The organism is Curtobacterium sp. USHLN213 (genome assembly GCF_037144815.1).
In the GTDB taxonomy this organism is placed as follows: Bacteria; Actinomycetota; Actinomycetes; order Actinomycetales; family Microbacteriaceae; genus Curtobacterium.
In genome coordinates this window covers 26113-43583 of sequence record NZ_JBBCYQ010000011.1, presented here as the reverse complement: position 1 = coordinate 43583, position 17471 = coordinate 26113, and the positions used below count along the sequence as shown (strand labels likewise).

The 17471-nt window shown below is 72.8% G+C and carries 16 protein-coding genes; 14 read left to right on the top strand and 2 right to left on the bottom strand.

Features of this window, described 5'->3' with window-relative positions:
- Positions 1–18: 18 nt before the first annotated feature.
- Together WFH25_RS14925 and xylA are read right to left on the bottom strand one after the other, a co-directional pair.
- Positions 19–1488 (bottom strand): xylulokinase, encoded by a 1470-nt coding sequence (locus tag WFH25_RS14925; protein ID WP_336698368.1) that lies wholly within the window; start codon positions 1486–1488, stop codon positions 19–21.
- Positions 1481–2674 carry a xylose isomerase gene (gene xylA, locus WFH25_RS14920; RefSeq protein WP_092384350.1) on the bottom strand — a complete coding sequence of 398 codons (1194 nt, stop codon included), beginning with the start codon at positions 2672–2674 and terminating at the stop codon, positions 1481–1483. Before xylA ends, WFH25_RS14925 begins: the two co-directional genes overlap by 8 nt.
- A 97-nt stretch (positions 2675–2771) precedes the next feature.
- Between xylA and WFH25_RS14915 the strand changes: the two genes are divergently transcribed.
- From WFH25_RS14915 to WFH25_RS14850, 14 genes are all read left to right on the top strand, one after another.
- Positions 2772–3950: a Gfo/Idh/MocA family protein gene (locus tag WFH25_RS14915; protein ID WP_336698367.1), complete on the top strand. Its 1179-nt coding sequence runs from the start codon at positions 2772–2774 to the stop codon at positions 3948–3950.
- A 51-nt stretch (positions 3951–4001) separates the two neighbouring features.
- A complete protein-coding gene (locus WFH25_RS14910; protein ID WP_070419197.1) occupies positions 4002–4649 on the top strand; it encodes a ThuA domain-containing protein in 648 nt (215 codons plus the stop codon).
- The gene (locus WFH25_RS14905) at positions 4634–5746 is read left to right on the top strand and encodes a Gfo/Idh/MocA family protein (protein WP_071295274.1); all 1113 of its coding nucleotides are present in this window, start codon (positions 4634–4636) and stop codon (positions 5744–5746) included. The genes WFH25_RS14910 and WFH25_RS14905 overlap by 16 nt, the downstream gene beginning before the upstream one ends.
- Before the next feature lie 31 nt (positions 5747–5777).
- Positions 5778–6827 (top strand): sugar phosphate isomerase/epimerase family protein, encoded by a 1050-nt coding sequence (locus tag WFH25_RS14900; RefSeq protein WP_336698366.1) that lies wholly within the window; start codon positions 5778–5780, stop codon positions 6825–6827.
- Positions 6828–6954: 127 nt separating this feature from the next.
- Positions 6955–8229 carry an ROK family transcriptional regulator gene (locus WFH25_RS14895; RefSeq protein WP_336698364.1) on the top strand — a complete coding sequence of 425 codons (1275 nt, stop codon included), beginning with the start codon at positions 6955–6957 and terminating at the stop codon, positions 8227–8229.
- A complete protein-coding gene (locus WFH25_RS14890; protein WP_336698363.1) occupies positions 8226–9263 on the top strand; it encodes an NAD(P)-dependent alcohol dehydrogenase in 1038 nt (345 codons plus the stop codon). Before WFH25_RS14895 ends, WFH25_RS14890 begins: the two co-directional genes overlap by 4 nt.
- Before the next feature lie 109 nt (positions 9264–9372).
- On the top strand, positions 9373–10749 hold the full coding sequence (locus tag WFH25_RS14885) for an MFS transporter (protein WP_336698362.1): 1377 nt from the start codon (positions 9373–9375) through the stop codon (positions 10747–10749).
- Positions 10750–10817: 68 nt separating this feature from the next.
- Positions 10818–11111 carry a hypothetical protein gene (locus WFH25_RS14880; RefSeq protein WP_070416800.1) on the top strand — a complete coding sequence of 98 codons (294 nt, stop codon included), beginning with the start codon at positions 10818–10820 and terminating at the stop codon, positions 11109–11111.
- Positions 11108–12982: an alpha/beta hydrolase gene (locus tag WFH25_RS14875; protein ID WP_336698361.1), complete on the top strand. Its 1875-nt coding sequence runs from the start codon at positions 11108–11110 to the stop codon at positions 12980–12982. The genes WFH25_RS14880 and WFH25_RS14875 overlap by 4 nt, the downstream gene beginning before the upstream one ends.
- A complete protein-coding gene (locus tag WFH25_RS14870) occupies positions 12979–13476 on the top strand; it encodes a hypothetical protein (RefSeq protein ID WP_336698360.1) in 498 nt (165 codons plus the stop codon). Before WFH25_RS14875 ends, WFH25_RS14870 begins: the two co-directional genes overlap by 4 nt.
- 49 nt (positions 13477–13525) lie before the next feature.
- Positions 13526–14035 carry a hypothetical protein gene (locus tag WFH25_RS14865; protein ID WP_336698359.1) on the top strand — a complete coding sequence of 170 codons (510 nt, stop codon included), beginning with the start codon at positions 13526–13528 and terminating at the stop codon, positions 14033–14035.
- 126 nt (positions 14036–14161) lie between these two features.
- Positions 14162–15595 carry a bifunctional UDP-N-acetylglucosamine diphosphorylase/glucosamine-1-phosphate N-acetyltransferase GlmU gene (gene glmU / locus WFH25_RS14860; RefSeq protein ID WP_261645683.1) on the top strand — a complete coding sequence of 478 codons (1434 nt, stop codon included), beginning with the start codon at positions 14162–14164 and terminating at the stop codon, positions 15593–15595.
- Positions 15596–15649: 54 nt separating this feature from the next.
- Positions 15650–16627, top strand: a complete 978-nt coding sequence (locus tag WFH25_RS14855) for a ribose-phosphate diphosphokinase (RefSeq protein ID WP_022907051.1) — start codon at positions 15650–15652, stop codon at positions 16625–16627.
- On the top strand, positions 16624–17403 hold the full coding sequence (locus tag WFH25_RS14850; RefSeq protein WP_336698357.1) for a putative protein N(5)-glutamine methyltransferase: 780 nt from the start codon (positions 16624–16626) through the stop codon (positions 17401–17403). Before WFH25_RS14855 ends, WFH25_RS14850 begins: the two co-directional genes overlap by 4 nt.
- The last annotated feature ends 68 nt before the right edge of the window (positions 17404–17471 follow it).

The following is a 17471-nucleotide window of genomic DNA, read 5'->3' as shown; positions in this document are numbered from 1 at the left end:
CGATGTCGTGGCAGCCGCTCAGCGCGCGGCGGCCCGGTACTGCTCGAGCACCTCGGGGTGCGGGTCGCCGGCCACGACCGTGGTCGCCGTCTCCCACGCCGGCAGGCTCCCGGTGAGCACCCACGCCGCCTGCTTCGCCGCGCCGGCCGCCACGTACTCGCCCGGCTCCGGCACGAGGACGTCACGACCGAACACCTGCGCAGCGACGACCCGGACGGCCTCGTTGCGCGCGGCACCGCCGATGAGCAGCAGCCGCTCGACGGTGACACCGGTGCCCTCGACCGCCGCGAGGCCGTCCGCGAGCGCGCACAGCATCCCCTCGACCGCGGCCCGGGCGAGGTGCGCCCGGTCCGTGGTCCCCGGCGTCATGCCGAGCAGCGAGGCCGTCGCGTCCGGTCGGTTCGGCGTGCGCTCGCCGACGAAGTACGGCACGAGCACGAGCCCGTCGGCACCCGCCGGCGCCTGCAGCGCCAGCTCGCCGAGCGCGTCGTGGTCCACGCCGAGCAGGCCGCCGATCACCTCGAGCACGCGCGCCGCGTTGAGCGTCGTGACGATCGGGAGGCGCGACCCGCTCCCGTCGGCGAAGCCCGCCACGGTCCCGCTCGGGTCGCGCACCTCGGCGTCGGTGACCCCGAAGACCGTGCCGCTCGTGCCGAGGGACACCGCGACGTCACCCGGGCCGAGTCCGAGGCCGAGCGCTGCCCCGGCGTTGTCGCCGAGTCCGGCGCCGACGAGGAGCCCCGAGGGCGCCACCGCGCCGTTCGGCAGCTGGACGTCCGCGGTGAGCCTGCCCATCGCCTCGTCGGGCAGGACGACCCGGGGCACGACGACGGCGTCCGGGGAGCCCGTGGCACCGGCGACGCGCATCGGTCGTCCGAGCGCCGACTCGAACAGCTCCGCGTCGTACTCGCGCCGCACCGGGTCCCAGTAGGCCGTGCCACTGGCGTCGGAACCGTCGGTGGCGAGGGCGTCGAGGTCGGGGCCGAGCGGACTCTCGTCGGCCGGACCGTACCCGCGCAGCCGCCACGACAACCAGTCGTGGGGGAGGGCGACGGCCGCGACCCGGCCGGCGTTCTCCGGCTCCGCGTCGCGGAGCCACCGCAGCTTGGTACCGGTGAACGATGCCACCGGCACCAGACCCGTGCGGGCGACCCATGCCTCCTGGCCCAGCTCCGCGACCATCTGCGCGGCCGCGTCGGCACTGCGGACGTCGTTCCACAGCAGCGCGTCGCGGACCACGCGGCCGTCCGCGTCCACCGCCACCATGCCGTGCTGCTGCCCGGCGATCGCGACGGCACCGACGTCGGCGAGCCCGCCGGCGTCCGCGACGGCGGTGCCGAGCGCGTCCCACCAGTGGCGGGGGTCGACGGCCGTGCCGTCCGGGTGGGACGCGCGTCCCTCCCGGACGACGGCGCCGGTCGCGGCGTCACGGATCGTGACCTTGCAGGACTGGGTCGACGAGTCGACCCCTGCGACCAGGTCAGCCACGAGCGCCCATGAGGTGCTCGATGGCGAGCTGCTGCAGCTTCACGAAGCCGAAGCCCTTGCCGCCGAAGTACGCGTCGGCGTCGAAGTCCTCGTACGCGGAGCGGTCGGCGAGGAACGCGTCGTACGACTCGCCGTCGTTGAGCGTCGGCGTCGACAGCTCGCCGACCTTCGACGCCTCGAGCGCTGCCTGCACCTCGGGGTCGGCGCGGAACGCCTGCGCGCGCTCCTTGAGCAGGAGGTACATGCGCATGTTCGCGGCCGCGGAGTCCCAGACGCCCGTGATGTCCTCGGTGCGGCTCGGCTTGTAGTCGAAGTGGCGGGGGCCGTCGTACGCCGGGCCGCCCTGGGGTGCACCGTGCTCGAGCAGGTCGACGAGCGAGAACGCGTTCTGCAGGTCGCCGTGCCCGAAGACGAGGTCCTGGTCGTACTTGATGCCGCGCTGACCGTTGAGGTCGATGTGGAAGAGCTTGCCCTGGTAGAGCGCCTGGGCGATGCCGGCCGTGAAGTTCAGCCCGGCCATCTGCTCGTGGCCGACCTCGGGGTTGATGCCGAAGAGTTCCGGGCGCTCGAGCGTCTCGGTGAACGCGATGGCGTGGCCGAGGGTCGGCAGCAGGATGTCGCCGCGGGGCTCGTTCGGCTTCGGCTCGATGGCGAACCGGATGCCGTAGCCCTTGTCGGTGACGTACTGGGCGAGGAGGTTCACGGCCTCGCGGTAGCGCTCGAGCGCGGCCTGCACGTCCTTCGCGCTGTCGTACTCGGCACCCTCGCGGCCGCCCCACATCACGAACGTCGACGCGCCGAGCTCGGCGGCGAGGTCGATGTTGCGCAGGACCTTGCGGAGCGCGAACCGGCGCACCTGGCGGTCGTTCGAGGTGAAGCCGCCGTCCTTGAACACCGGGGCGGAGAAGAGGTTCGTCGTGACCATCGGCACGACGATGCCGGTGGCGTCGAGGGCGCCCTTCAGGCGGTCGATCTGCGTCTGGCGCTCGGCGTCGGTCGAGCCGAACGCGAAGAGGTCGTCGTCGTGGAAGGTCAGACCGTAGGCGCCGAGCTCGTCGAGCTTCTCGACGGCCTCGACCACGTCGAGGGCGGGGCGGGTCGGGCCGCCGAAGGGGTCGGATCCGTTGTAGCCGATGGTCCAGAGACCGAAGGAGAACTTGTCTGCACGGGTGGGCGTCGTTGCCATGGTGGTCACCGTTCGTCGTCGAAACAAAATGTTGCCGCGCCCAACATAAGCGGTAGTGTTGACTCTGGCAAGGACGTGATCGCAAGGGAGCGAGCGGATGGCACAGGACCGACTTCGAGTGGCCATGGTGGGCCACGGCTTCATGGGAGCCGCGCACTCACAGGGGTGGCGCACCGCACCGAGGTTCTTCGACCTCGGGGTCGAACCGGAGATGGCCGTCATCGTCGGCCGTGACCCAGGACGGACCGAGGCGGCGCGGCAGCAGTACGGCTGGCAGGCCGCGTCCACCGACTGGCGCGCCGTGGTCACCGACCCGGACATCGACGTCGTCGACATCTGCTCGCCCGGCTCGTCCCACGTCGAGGTCGCGATCGCGGCGCTCGAGGCCGGCAAGCACGTCCTGTGCGAGAAGCCCCTCGCCAACACCGTCGCCGAGGCCGAGGCGATGACCGCGGCGGCGGCCGCCGCACGGGCGGACGGCGTCCGCGCGATGGTCGGCTTCAGCTACCGCCGGGTGCCCGCCATCGCGTTCGCGAAGCGGCTGCTGGAGGACGGGAGGCTCGGCACCGTCCGACAGGTCCGCGCGCTCTACCTGCAGGACTGGCTCGCCGACGAGGACGGCCCGATGACGTGGCGGCTCGACAAGGCGCTCGCCGGCTCCGGCTCGCTCGGCGACATCGGCGCGCACGCGATCGACCTCGTCGAGCACGTCACGGGCGCACAGCTGTCGACCGTGTCCGGCACCCTCGAGACCTTCGTGACCGAACGTCCGCTGATGGCCGAGGGTGTCGGGCTGTCCGGCACCGCCTCGACCGAACGCGGGCAGGTCACCGTGGACGACGCCGCCTTCTTCCTCGGACGGCTCGCCGGTGGCGCTGCCGACGGGGCGATCGGCACGTTCGAGGCGACGCGCTACGCGACCGGCCGGAAGAACGGCCTCACGCTCGAGATCAGCGGGTCGGCGGGCGCGATCCAGTTCGACCTCGAGTCGATGAACGAGCTGCGCTTCTACGACGCCACCGCACCCGCGGGGGAGCAGGGCTTCCAGCGGATCCTCGTCACCGAGCCCGAGCACCCGTACATGGCCGCCTGGTGGCCGACCGGGCACCTCATCGGGTACGAGCACACCTTCAGCCACGAGGTGAAGGACTTCGTCGAGGCGATCGTCGCGGGCACCGACCCGTCGCCGTCGTTCGAGGACGGGCTGCACGTGCAGCGGGTCCTCGACGCGGTCGAGCGGAGCGCCGCCGACGGCAGCGCCTGGACGGTGATCTGAGTGGCTCCGACGAAGCACGCCCTCGTCGTCCGCGGCGGGTGGGACGGGCACATGCCGGTCGAGACCACCGACGCGTTCGTGCCGTTCCTGCGGGACAACGGGTTCGACGTGCAGGTGTCGGACTCGACCGCGGTGTACGCCGACGAGTCGGTCATGGCGGACGTCGACCTGATCGTGCAGGTCGTCACGATGTCCACCATCGCCGACGACGAGTTCGCCGGGCTGCAGCGGGCCGTCCTCGGCGGCGCCGGCCTCGCGGGCTGGCACGGCGGGATCGCGGACGCGTTCCGCAACACCGCCGACTACCTCCACATGATCGGCGGCCAGTTCGCGCACCACGCGGGCAAGCACCCGTCGGAGCGCACCGGCGAGCAGTCCGACAACTACATCCCGTACACGGTGCACATCACCGACCTCGGGCACGAGCACCCGATCACGCAGGGCATCGAGGACTTCGACCTCGTGACCGAGCAGTACTGGGTGCTCTCCGACGAGTACAACGACGTGCTGGCGACGACCACGCAGGAGGCGCGGGACTTCGACGCCTGGAACCGGCCGGTCACGGCGCCGGCGATCTGGACCCGGCAGTGGGGCGAGGGACGCGTGTTCGTCTCGGCACCCGGGCACCGGCTCGAGGTCGTCGAGTCGCAGCCGCTCCGCACGATCATCGAGAGGGGACTCCTGTGGGCAGCCCGGTGAACGGTCCGGCACTGCGGGTCGGTGTCGTCGGTGTCGGCAACATCAGCCAGCAGTACTTCGAGCACTTCCCGGCGCTGCCCGGCCTGGCGCTCACGGCCGTGGCGGACCTCGACGTCGACCGTGCCCGGTCGGTCGGTGACGCCCAGGGTGTCCGGGGCACGAGCGTCGACGAGCTCCTCGCCGCGGACGACGTCGACGTCGTGCTCAACCTGACGATCCCGGCCGCGCACGCCGAGGTGGCCACCCGGGCCCTCGACGCCGGCAAGCACGTCTACGGCGAGAAGCCGCTCGCACTCGCGACGGCCGAGGCCGCACCGGTGCTCGAACTGGCCGCACGATCGGGCCTGCGGGTCGGCAGCGCGCCGGACACGGTGCTCGGGACGGGGATCCAGACCGCGCGCGCAGCCCTCGACGACGGGCTGATCGGCGACCCGGTCGGTGCCGCGGTGTCGTGGAGCGCCCCGGGGCACGAACTCTGGCACCCGGCGCCGGCGTTCTACTACCAGCCCGGCGGCGGCCCGCTGCTCGACATGGGGCCGTACTACCTGACGAGCCTCGTGCAGTTCTTCGGCCCCGTCGCCCGGGTCAGCGGGAGCGCCACCCGGTCCACTCGTGAGCGGACCATCGCGACCGGGCCGTTCGCCGGCGCACCGATCCCCGTCGACGTCGACACCCACGTCGTCGCCGTGCTCGAACACGCCAGCGGAGTCGTCTCCACGGTCACCGTCTCGTTCGAGGTGTGGGCGACCCGGGCACCGCTGTTCGAGGTGCACGGCACCGCGGGCAGTCTCGCCGTCCCGGACCCGAACCGTTTCTCGGACCCGGTGTCGATCGCGACGGCCGACGACCGCGAGTGGCGCGAGCTGCCCGTGTCGGCCGGGTACGCCGACGCCGGCCGCGGGTACGGACTCGCGGACATGGCGCACGCGATCGCGACCGACCGGCCGCACCGGGCGTCGGGGGACCTCGCGTTCCACGTGCTCGAGGTCATGGAGGCCGTCCAGACCGCCTCGCGGGAGCACACGGTCGTCACGGTGGCGTCCCGCGTCGACCGGCCGGAGACGGTTCCCGCCGGCGCGACCCCGGGATCATGGTGACCAGCACACGCAGCGAGGAAGGACGACGACGATGACGACGACGGACGGAACCGACGAGGCGGGGACGACCCGCGCCTCCAGGCCGGTCACCCTCTTCACCGGCCAGTGGGCCGACCTGCCCTTCGACGAGGTGGCACGTCTCGCCGGCGAGTGGGGGTACGACGGCCTCGAGATCGCCTGCTGGGGCGACCACCTCGACGTCCGGCGCGCCGCGACGGACCCGGCGTACGTCGCGGACCGCAGGGCGATCCTGGAGCGCAACGGGCTGCAGGTCTGGACGATCGCGAACCACCTCACCGGCCAGGCCGTGTGCGACGACCCGATCGACCAGCGGCACGAGGACATCCTCGCGCCGCACGTGTGGGGCGACGGCGACCCCGAGGGCGTCCGGCAGCGTGCCGCCGAGGAACTGCAGTGGACCGCGCGTGCCGCCGCGGCGCTCGGGGTCGACACCGTCACCGGGTTCTCCGGATCCTCGATCTGGAAGACCGTCGCGGGCTTCCCACCCGTGCCCGCGTCGATGATCGACGCCGGGTACCAGGACTTCCACGATCGGTGGTCGCCGATCCTCGACGTGTTCGAGGAGGTCGGCGTCCGCTTCGCGCTCGAAGTGCACCCCTCCGAGATCGCCTACGACTACTGGACGGCGAAGCGGACGCTCGAGGTGTTCGCCGACCGCCCCGCGTTCGGGTTCAACTTCGACCCGTCGCACTTCGTCTGGCAGGACCTCGACCCCGCCGCGTTCCTGCTCGACTTCGCCGACCGGGTGTACCACGTGCACTGCAAGGAGTCGGTGAAGCAGCTCGACGGGCGCAACGGACGACTGTCGTCGCACCTGCCGTGGGGCGACCCCCGGCGCGGGTGGGACTTCGTCACCGCCGGGCACGGGGACGTGCCGTGGGAGCGGGTGTTCCGCGTGCTGAACCACATCGGGTACGCCGGGCCGACGAGTGTCGAGTGGGAGGACGCCGGCATGGACCGGCTCGTCGGCGGACCGGAGGCACTGGCGTTCGTCCGGAAGCTCGGGACGATCGCGCCGCCCGAGGCCGCGTTCGACGCGGCGTTCTCGCGCTCGCGGTAGCGCGGCCCGCGGCGCCGAGACTCGGCCACGCGGACGGTTTCGCGGCGCGGAGTCCGCGAAACTGTCCGCCGGCCCGAGACTCGGGCCGGCGCCAACCCACCCGCCCACCGACCACGACGAGGGACCGATGACGAGCACGACCGCCGCGACGCCGTTGCCCGCGTCTTCGCCCGCGCCGGGCAACGCGGCGCGCGTCCTCCGGCTCGTCCACGAGGAGGGGCCGATCACCCGCGCCGAGATCACCCGGCGCACCGGCCTGAACCGCTCGACGACCCTCGCGCTCGTCGGCGAACTCGTCGACCGCGGCCTCCTCCACGAGGACCTCCCAGCAGCCGGTGCACCGGGGACCGGCGTCGGGCGGCCGAGTCCGGTCGTCCGGGCCGCGCCGGACGTCGTGGCCGCCGCGGTCACGGTCGAGGTCGACGCCGTCTCGGTCGCCCTCGTCGGGCTCGACGGCACGGTGCGGAGCCGCCTCGTCGAACCGCAGCACCGTCCGCCCACGCCCGGCGAAGCGGTCGAGACCGTCGCCGGGCTGCTCGACCGGATCCGTCCGGGGTCGGCCGGCACCGCGACGCTCCGGCTCGTCGGGATCGGGGTCGCCGTGCCCGGGACGGTCCGGGTGGAGGACGGGACCGTCCAGTACGCACCGCACCTCGGCTGGCACGACGCGCCCTTCGCCGGGCCCCTCGCCGAACGGACCGGGCTGCCGGTTCGGGCCGCGAACGACGCCAACGTCGGTGCCTGGGCGGAACGGCTCGCCGGCAGCGGCCGGGGCGTCGACGACCTCGTGTACCTCAACGGCGGCGCGAGCGGCATCGGCGGCGGGGTCATCACGGCCGGCCGACCGCTGAGCGGTGCCGACGGGTACGCGGGCGAGCTCGGACACACCTTCGTCGCGGCGAACGGCATCCGGTGCCACTGCGGTGCCGTCGGCTGCCTCGAGACCGAGGCCTCCCGTGACGCCCTGGCGACCGCGGCCGGGACCGCTCCGGACGACCTGGTCGCCCTCGCCGCGGCGCTCGCCGAGGGCCGACCCGAGGTCGAACGGGTCGTGGACCGCCAGGTGGCAGCCCTCGCCACGGCCCTCCGCAACGCGATCCACACCGTGAACCCGTCGGTCGTCGTGCTCGGCGGCTTCCTCGGCGTGCTGCTCGACCACGTCGGCGACCGGATCCTCGACGACGTCCGAGCGCAGTCGATGACCGGGACCGCCGACCGCCTCCGCATCGTGCCGGCTGCGCTCGGGTCCGACGTGCTCGTGCACGGGGCCGCCGAGATCGCGTTCGGCGCCCTGCTGCGCGACCCGGACCGGATCACCGACGCGGTGCCGGCCACACCCACCCCCACGACCACCCACCCGTCCGGCCGCGACGACGCGGCCGAGGAAGCGAGAACCGCATGACCTCCACCCAGCGCGTCAGCGTGCTGCTCGGCACCCAGGACCTCACCGTCGAGGACCGCCCTGTCCCCGCGGTCGACCCCGGCGACGTCCTCGTCCGGGTCGCCGCGGTCGGCGTGTGCGGCTCCGACGTGCACTACTACCGCCACGGCCGGATCGGGGACTTCGTCGTCGAGGAGCCCCTCGTGCTCGGCCACGAGCTCTCCGGCACGATCACCGCGGTCGGCGAGGGCGTCGACCCGTCCCGCGTCGGGGAGCGCGTGGCGATCGAGCCGCAGCGACCGTGCCACCGCTGCGCCCAGTGCCTCGCCGGGCGGTACAACCTCTGCCCGCACATGCGCTTCTACGCGACGCCGCCGGTGGACGGGGCGTTCGCCGAGTTCGTCACGATCGAGTCCGAGTTCGCGCACACGCTGCCCGACTCGGTGTCGTTCGAGGCCGGAGCCCTGCTCGAACCCCTCTCCGTCGGCATCGCCGCGGTCCGCAAGGCCGGGATCGTCCCCGGGTCGAGCGTGCTCATCGCCGGGGCCGGTCCGATCGGCATCATCTGCGCGCAGGCCGCGCGGGCGTTCGGCGCCTCGCGGATCGTCATCAGCGACCTCGTCCCGGAGCGCCGCGAGCGTGCGCTCTCCTTCGGCGCGAGCGAGACCGTCGACCCCACCGTGGTCTCCGTGGCGTCCGACCTGCCGCCGTTCGACGCCTTCATCGACGCCAGTGGTGCACCGCGGGCCGTCTCCGACGGCATCAAGGCCGTCGGACCGGCCGGGGCCGCCGTCCTCGTCGGGCTCGGCAACTCCGAGATGACGCTGCCGGTCGAGCACATCCAGAACCTCGAGGTCACGGTCACCGGGATCTTCCGGTACACCGGCACCTGGCCGGTCGCGATCGAGCTGGTCGCGTCGGGACAGGTGGACCTGGACTCGCTCGTCACGGGCCGCTTCGGCCTCGACGACGTCCGCGAGGCCCTCGAGAGCGACACCGACCCCGAGTCGCTCAAGTCGGTCGTCTACCCGGGTGGCGCGCCGTCCGCGACGTGACCGGACGACGGACGGGAGGGACGGGTCGGGCCCCCACCGTCCCTCCCGTCCGTCCTGTGGTCCCCTCTGGGGCCACCGTCGCGACACCCGGACGCGCTACGGTTCGCGCATGACGGCTTCACCCGCGGCTGCCGTGCCGCAGCGCACCGACCGCCGCGCCCTCGTGTCCTGGGCACTGTGGGACTGGGGATCCGCGGCGTTCAACGCGGTCGTCACGACCTTCGTGTTCAGCACCTACCTGGCGAGCCGCGCGTTCGTCGACCCGGCGCTCGTCGCCGACACGTCCGCCGCCGGGAAGGCGGTCGTCGAGCGGGAGCTCGCGCACAACGCGGCCGTCGTCTCGACGGCACTGACGATCGCCGGCATCGTCGTCGCGCTCGTCGCCCCGGCGGTCGGCCGCCTGGCGGACACGTCCGGGCACCGGCGCCGGTCGGTGCTCATCGCCACGATCGGCATCGCGCTCTCGATCGGCGGCATGGTGTTCGTCGCGCCGAGCCAGCCGTACCTGCTGCTCGGGGCGGCCCTGCTCGGCATCGGGACCGTCGCCTACGAGATCGCGAGCGTCGGCTACAACGCGATGCTCGGACAGGTCGCGTCGGGGGAGCAGACCGGACGCGTCTCGGCGATCGGCTGGGCGGCCGGGTACTTCGGCGGCATCGTGCTGCTCGTCGTCCTGCTCGTGCTCTGCATCCAGGACTTCGGCGGAGGCGACGTCGCGGGGCTCCTGCAGCTGCCGGCGACCGTGGCCTCGGGGCAGTGGGACGTCCGCGTCGCGATCGGCATCGCCGCCGTGTGGCTCGCCGTGAGCTCGATCCCGCTGTTCGTCACCGTCCCCGAGGCCGCGCCGGACCGTTCGCGCGCCGGCAGCCTGCTCGGGGCGTACCGGGACCTCGGGCGGGACATCGCCCGGCTCTGGCGCGAGCGCCGGAACGTCCTCGCGTTCCTGCTGGCGAGCGCGGTGTTCCGCGACGGCGTCGGCGCCGTGTTCACCTTCGGCGGGATCGTCGCCGCGCAGGTGTTCGGCTTCAGCCCGTCGCAGGTGATCCTCTTCGCCATCGCGGCCAACATCGTCGCGGGCATCGCCACGTTCCTGTCCGGCAGGCTCGACGACCGGTTCGGTTCACGCGCGATCATCACGGTGTCGCTCGTCGGGCTCGCGGTGTGCGGGATCGGCGTGTTCGCGGTGGGGAACGTCACCGCGGGCTTCTGGGTCCTCGGCCTGACGCTGGCGCTGTTCGTCGGGCCGGTCCAGTCGTCCTCGCGAGCGTACCTGGCGCGGTTGGCGACGCCCGGCCGCGAGGGCGAGCTCTTCGGCCTGTACGCCACGACCGGGCGCGCGGCGTCGTTCCTCGCGCCGGCGCTCTTCGGGGTGGCGGTGACCGTCGGCGGGTCGACGCGGTACGGGATCCTCGGGGTCGTCGTGGTGCTGGTGGCGGGGCTGGTGCTCATGGCGTTCGTGCGGCGGGAGCCGGTGGGCGGGCGCTGAGTCCGAGCGTGTCGGAGACCGTGGTGCTATCGTCTCCGACGTCCACGGGGGAACGACGGGGGGAACACATGGGGGCCGCAGAACTGCGGATCGAGTCCGAGACGCTCGCGGCGGTCGCGACCGCGCTGACCGACGCCCGGACGGCACTCGGTGCGGACACCGCCCGGTTCACCGGCCTCGACACCGGTTGCCTCGGCGTGACCGAGGTGGTCAGCCGCACCGCCGGCCTGTCGCTCGCCCACCAGGGCATGATCGACGCCGTCGACGCGGCCCTCGAGCAGGCCGCGACCTTCCCGCACGACCTCGGTGCGCAGGTCGACGCGCAGGAAGCCGCCCTCGCGAAGCAGGCGGACGGCAAGTGAGCGGCGAAGAGCCAGACGTCGGCGACCCCGCCGGCATCACCGCCCTGGGGAAGCACTGGCACGACCGGGCCGACGCCGTGCAGGACGCCCTGGCGAAGATCGCCTCGGCGTCCGACGTCACCGCATCGCCGACGTGGAAGGGCGACGCGCAGACCCGCTTCGCGGCGCTGCTCGACGAGATGCGGCCGAGCGCGTCCGGCCTCGTGGCGCTCTTCGACGCCGCCGGGGACGCCTTCGACCAGTACGCGAAGGACGTCCAGCGCATCAAGGACGACGCGGACGCGATCCGCCTGCAGCGCGGGACCGTCGCGGCCGAGCTCGCCGGACAGCAGCTCACGCTGCCGACGCTCCGCTCCGCCGCGAAGGCCGACGACGCGACCGAGGCGGACGCCACGAGCCTCGCGAACGCGGAGCGGGCGATCGCCGACGCCGGCGACCGGTCCGCAGCGCTCGACGCGCAGTGGGAGCAGCTCGTGCAGGACCGCACGACGGCCGACCAGGCGCTGCTCCGGGTGATCACCGGCCCCGAGACGCTCGGACGCCTCGGCAGCATCGAGGGACGTGGCGTCGGCGCGACCGACGAGGACCTCGCGTCGATGCTCGCGGGCCTGTCGCCGACCGAACTCGGCGCGCTCCTGATGCTCGACCGCAACCTCGCCGACCGCATCGCCGACATGTCGCCCGACGAGGTCGCCGCGCTCTGGAAGACCCTGGGCGGTGGGAAGGACACGACCGGCGCCGAGCACAGCGCCGCCCAGGACGCGCTCATCGCATCGCTGCCCGCGGTCGTCGGCAACCTCGCGGGGCTGCCGGCCTGGGCGCGGGACCGGGCGAACCGGATGACGCTCGTGTCGGCCGTGGCCCAGGCCGAGCAGGACCTCGCGGACGCGAAGGACCGGCGCGTGGGGCTCGGGTGGCCGGCGTCGCAGGCGGCGGACCAGTCGATCGAGGCGGCGCAGGCGAACCTCGACGCGTACCGGAACATCGAGAAGACCCTGGCGTCGACGGCGAAGCCCGGTCGCGCGCTGCTCACCCTCGCCACCGACCACCAGCCGCCGCTCGCGGCGGTGGCGGTCGGTGACGTGGACACCGCGGAGAACGTGACGTACATGGTGCCCGGGATGGGGACCACCACGAAGGACACCTCGGGGTGGACGACCGGGGCGCAGAACCTCTGGCGGGCGCAGGAGGACCTCGACGACTCGGGCACCTCGCACGCTGTCGTGGCCTGGATGAACTACGAAGCACCCCCGGCCCCGCCGGCTTCCTGGGGCGTGCTCCACGGCGACGCGGCGCGAGCGGGTGCGACCCGCCTCGCGGACGACCTGTCGGGCTTCCAGGCAGCGCGGACCGACCATCCCACACTCAACGTCGTCGGACACTCGTACGGCACGACGACCGGCGCCGACGCGCTGCACGGCACGGTCGTGCACGTCGACAACTTCGTGGCCGTCGCCTCCGCCGGCATCGAAGGGGACGTCGGTGGTGCGAAGGGGATCGACGCCGACCACGTCTACGCCGGACAGGGGACGTCCGGGCTGCCGACGGCGGACCCGAACGACAACCCACGCGACCAGTACGCGTGGCTCGGCCGGCTCGGCAGCGGTCGTGCGGACCCGATGGACGCGTCGTTCGGCGCCACGACCTTCGGGACGAACGGTGGGGACCCGTCGGAGGGCGCCGGGGTCACGATGCACGACCCGATCGGCTACGGCGGGGGGACCGGCTACTTCAACCTCGGAACCGAGTCCCTGAACAACGTCGCGAGGGCCACGATGCACGACGGGGTCGGCATGACGCCCGCTGACGACGCCGGGTTGAGCGATCATGACAAGACCCTGCTCGACAACATGATGGGACCGTCACTGTGATCAGACGATCGACGACGATCGGGACGGTGCTGCTCGCCGCGATCCTGCTCGCGGGCTGCGCGGCGGGCACCCCGACCAAGGAGGACACCGTGCAGGCTGCACCGACCGCAGAGCACCAGCGCCGACAGGCGGCAGACTACGTCGAGGAGACGATGCGCCGTTCGGGGGTCGACTGGGACGCGGACCAGTCCGACGAGTACGCGCAGGACTGCGTGCTCGCGGACGGCTCGGCGGGCGCGCTCTACAACATCGTCCGGACCGGTGCGGGCGTCGACGACCCGGAGGCCGTGACGAAGGCGGTGGGCACGGCCTGGGTGACGGACGGGCTGAAGGTGGAGTACTCGACGGACGAGATGACGTCGGGTGCGAAGCGGTACCTGGTGAACGGCAGCGGCGGCGCCGTCGAGCGCATCCAGTTCGGCGCGGCGACGACCAAGACCACCATGAGCGGCGTGTCGAAGTGCGGCACCGGGAACGCAGCGGACCTCGGCTGACCGCGCGCCTCGCAGCCGGACTCCTTCGACATCCGACGGGACCGAGACGGTGAGCGGACGCGCCCGAGGCGCGGCAGCGGGGACCCTGCTCGCCCTGACACTGACGCTCGCCGCGTGTTCCGCTCCGCCGACCGGCGGCACCCCGGTGCAGAGCACACCGAGCACACCGACCGTCCAGCACCAGCGCGATCTCGCTTCCGCGTACGTCGCTTCGACCATGCGGACCTCGGGCGTCCTGTGGGATGACGCACAGGAGAACGCCTACGCCCAGGAGTGTCGACTCGGTGACGGCACCTCCGGAGCGCTCGACAACCTCACCCGCATCGGTGCGGGTCTGCCCGATCCGCAGGCCGCGGTGCAGACCGTCGGCCGGTCGTGGGCTGCGGACGGGCTGACCGTCCAGTACTCGGAGTCCTCGCTCAACGACGGCAGTCGACAGTTCGTCGTCAAGGGGGCCGGTGGTGACGTCGAACGCATCCAGTTCGGGGCGGCGACCACGCGCAGTTCGCTCGCCGCGGTCTCACACTGCGGCACGGGTGACGCGGCGGACCTCGGCTGACGCCTCCCGTCGGGCGGTGCCAGGAGGCGCGGTGCCGGCCCGCCCGCCGGCTGCGGTTCCGCGCACGGTTGCGCCCCTGGCGCGGTTCCGCCGGACTCCGCAGCGAGCGTGCGCCAGGATGGAGCCATGACCGACCAGCGCATCGCCGTCGTCGTCCTCGCCGCCGGGCAGGGCACGCGCATGAAGTCGTCCACTCCGAAGGTCCTGCACCGCCTCGCCGGGCTGCCGCTCATCGCGCACGTGCTCCGGACGGCGTCGTCCCTCGAGCCGGAGCACGTCGCCGTCGTCGTGCGGCACGAACGGGAGCTCGTCGCGGCCGAGGTCACCGAGCGTGCCCCCGACGCCATCGTGGTCGACCAGGACGACGTCCCCGGTACCGGCCGTGCGGTCGAGGTCGCGGTGCAGGCGCTTCCGGCGGACTTCGACGGCGCCGTCGTCGTGTTGTCCGGCGACGTGCCGCTGCTCGACGCGGCGTCGCTCCGAGCACTCGTGGACGCCCACGTCGGCGGCGGCAACGGCGCCACCTTCGTGAGCGCGATCGCACCGGACCCGACCGGCCTCGGCCGCATCGTCCGCGACGCCGACGGCGCGTTCGTCGGGGTCGTCGAGCACAAGGACGCGACCGCCGAGCAGCTCACGATCACCGAGGCCAACGCGGGCATCTACGCCTTCGACGTCACGCACCTCCGTGCGGTCCTGCCGTCGCTCACCACGGCGAACGCGCAGGGCGAGAAGTACATCACCGACGCGCCGGCACTCATCGGGGCGCGGGGCGCGCGCATCGACGTCGTCACGCTGACCGACCCGTGGCTGGTCGCCGGCATCAACGACCGGGCGCAGCTCTCCGACGCCGCGCGGGTGCTGAACGCGCGCATCGTCCGTCGGCACCAGCTCGCCGGCGTCACGGTGCAGGACCCGGCGACGACGTGGATCGACCTCGACGTCTCGATCGAACCCGACGCCGAGGTCCTCCCGGGCACCCAGCTCATCGGCGCCACCGCGATCGCATCGGGCGCGGTCGTCGGGCCGGACACCACCCTGCGCGACACCGAGGTCGGCGTCGGCGCCGTGGTGAACCGCGTCGACGCGACCCTCGCGGTGATCGGTGACGGCGCCTCCGTCGGACCGTTCGCCTACCTGCGACCGGGCACGATCCTCGGCGACGGAGGCAAGATCGGCACCTTCGTCGAGACGAAGAACGCGACGATCGGCCGGGGCAGCAAGGTGCCGCACCTGTCGTACATCGGCGACGCCGAGGTGGGCGAGGACTCGAACATCGGCGCGAACACGATCACGGCGAACTACGACGGGGTGCACAAGCACCGGACCGAGGTCGGCTCGAACGTCCGTACAGGGTCGCACAACGTGTTCGTCGCCCCGGTTAGGATTGGTGACGGAGCGTACACCGGCGCGGGTACGACCGTCCGCAAGGACGTCCCTGCCGGGTCGCTGGCGATCAGCTACGCCCCACAGCGCAACACCGACGGATGGGTCGAGGAACACCGACCCGGTTCGCCGGCTGCCGAGGCCGCTCGGCGCGCGAACGGCGAACAGATCTGACGGCTCTCGGGCCGATCAACACGGCCCCGCGGGGTCAGGGAGTGAGCACCGCACTTGTCCGGAATCAAAACGACCGGCCAGAAACGACTCGTCCTCGTCTCAGGGCGAGCACACCCGGCGCTCTCGGCCGAGATCGCCGAGGAACTCGGCGTGGACCTCGTCCCGACCGATGCACGGACCTTCGCGAACGGGGAGCTCTACGCCCGCTTCGACGAGTCGGTCCGCGGCTGTGACGCGTTCGTCATCCAGTCCCACACCGCGCCGATCAACGAGTGGCTCATGGAGCAGCTCATCATGGTCGACGCCCTGAAGCGTGCGTCGGCGAAGCGCATCACCGTCGTCGCGCCGTTCTACCCGTACGCGCGGCAGGACAAGAAGGGCCGTGGTCGCGAGCCGATCTCGGCGCGACTCGTCGCCGACCTGTTCAAGGCCGCTGGTGCGCACCGCATCATGAGCGTCGACCTGCACGCCGCACAGATCCAGGGCTTCTTCGACGGCCCGGTCGACCACCTGTTCGCCATGCCGGTCCTGCTCGAGCGCTTCCAGCAGACCCTCGACCCGTCGACGCTGACGGTCGTCTCGCCGGACATGGGCCGCGTGCGCGTCGCCGACATCTGGTCGGAGAAGCTCGGCGCGCCGCTCGCGATCATCCACAAGCGCCGCGACCCGCTCGTGCCGAACCAGGTGTCCGTGCACGAGATCGTCGGTGACGTCTCGGGTCGTGTGTGCCTGCTCGTCGACGACCTGATCGACACCGGCCGCACCATCGCCAAGGCAGCAGAGGCGCTCAAGGCCGCCGGTGCCACCGGCGTGGTCGTCGCGGCGACGCACGCGGTGTTCTCCGACCCCGCGACGGAGCTGCTCCAGAGCGAGTTCATCGACCGGGTCGTCGTCACCGACACCCTGCCGCTGCCGGAGGACAAGCGCTGGGACCGCCTCGAGGTCCTGCCGATCGCACCGCTCATCGCCCGCGCCATCCACGAGGTCTTCGACGACGGGTCGGTCACCTCGATGTTCGACGGCGCCGCTTGACCGCACCCGTGCGCGACGCGCTCGCGGCCCGGCTCCGGGCCGCGGGCAGCGTCTTCGCCGAGGACGAGGCGGACCTCCTGCTCGAGGCCGGCGACGGTGACGCGGTTCGCCTGCGGGCGCTCGTGCAGCGACGGCTCGGCGGCGAACCGCTCGAGTACGTGCTCGGCTGGGCGGCGTTCGACGGGCACCGCCTCCGCGTGACGCCGGGCGTCTTCGTGCCCCGGGCCCGCACCACCGTCGTCGTGGAGCAGGCCGCACGCCGGTTGCACCGCTACGACCGTGTCGTGGACCTCTGCTGCGGTGCCGGGGCGATCTCGGTCGCGCTCCTCGGTCGTGTCGGTGCCCTCGACCTCGTCGCGGCGGACATCGACCCGGCGGCGGTCGACGTCGCTGCTGAGAACATCGGCGACCGCGGGATCGTCGTCGCCGGGGACCTCTTCGCGCCGCTGCCCGACCGGTTCCGCGGGCTCGTCGACGTCATCGCCGTGAACGCGCCCTACGTGCCGACGGGGTCCATCCCGATGATGCCGTCGGAGGCCCGCGACCACGAGCACCGTGTCGCGCTCGACGGCGGGGTGGACGGGCTCGACCTGCACCGGCGGATCGCGTCGGGGGCGGGGGAGTGGCTCCGACCCGGGGGTGCGGTCGTCATCGAGGTGTCGGCTGCGCAGGCACCGACGTCGGCGGCCGTCTTCGAGGCTGCGGGCCTCGCGGTGGCCGTCGAGTCCGACGACGAGGTCGACGGGACCTGTGTCGTGGCGACGCGTCCCGCATGAGACGATCCGCGCCGTCGAGGTGACCCGCGTCGTCGAGGCGCGCCGCGCCTCCTGTCCGTGACGACGGA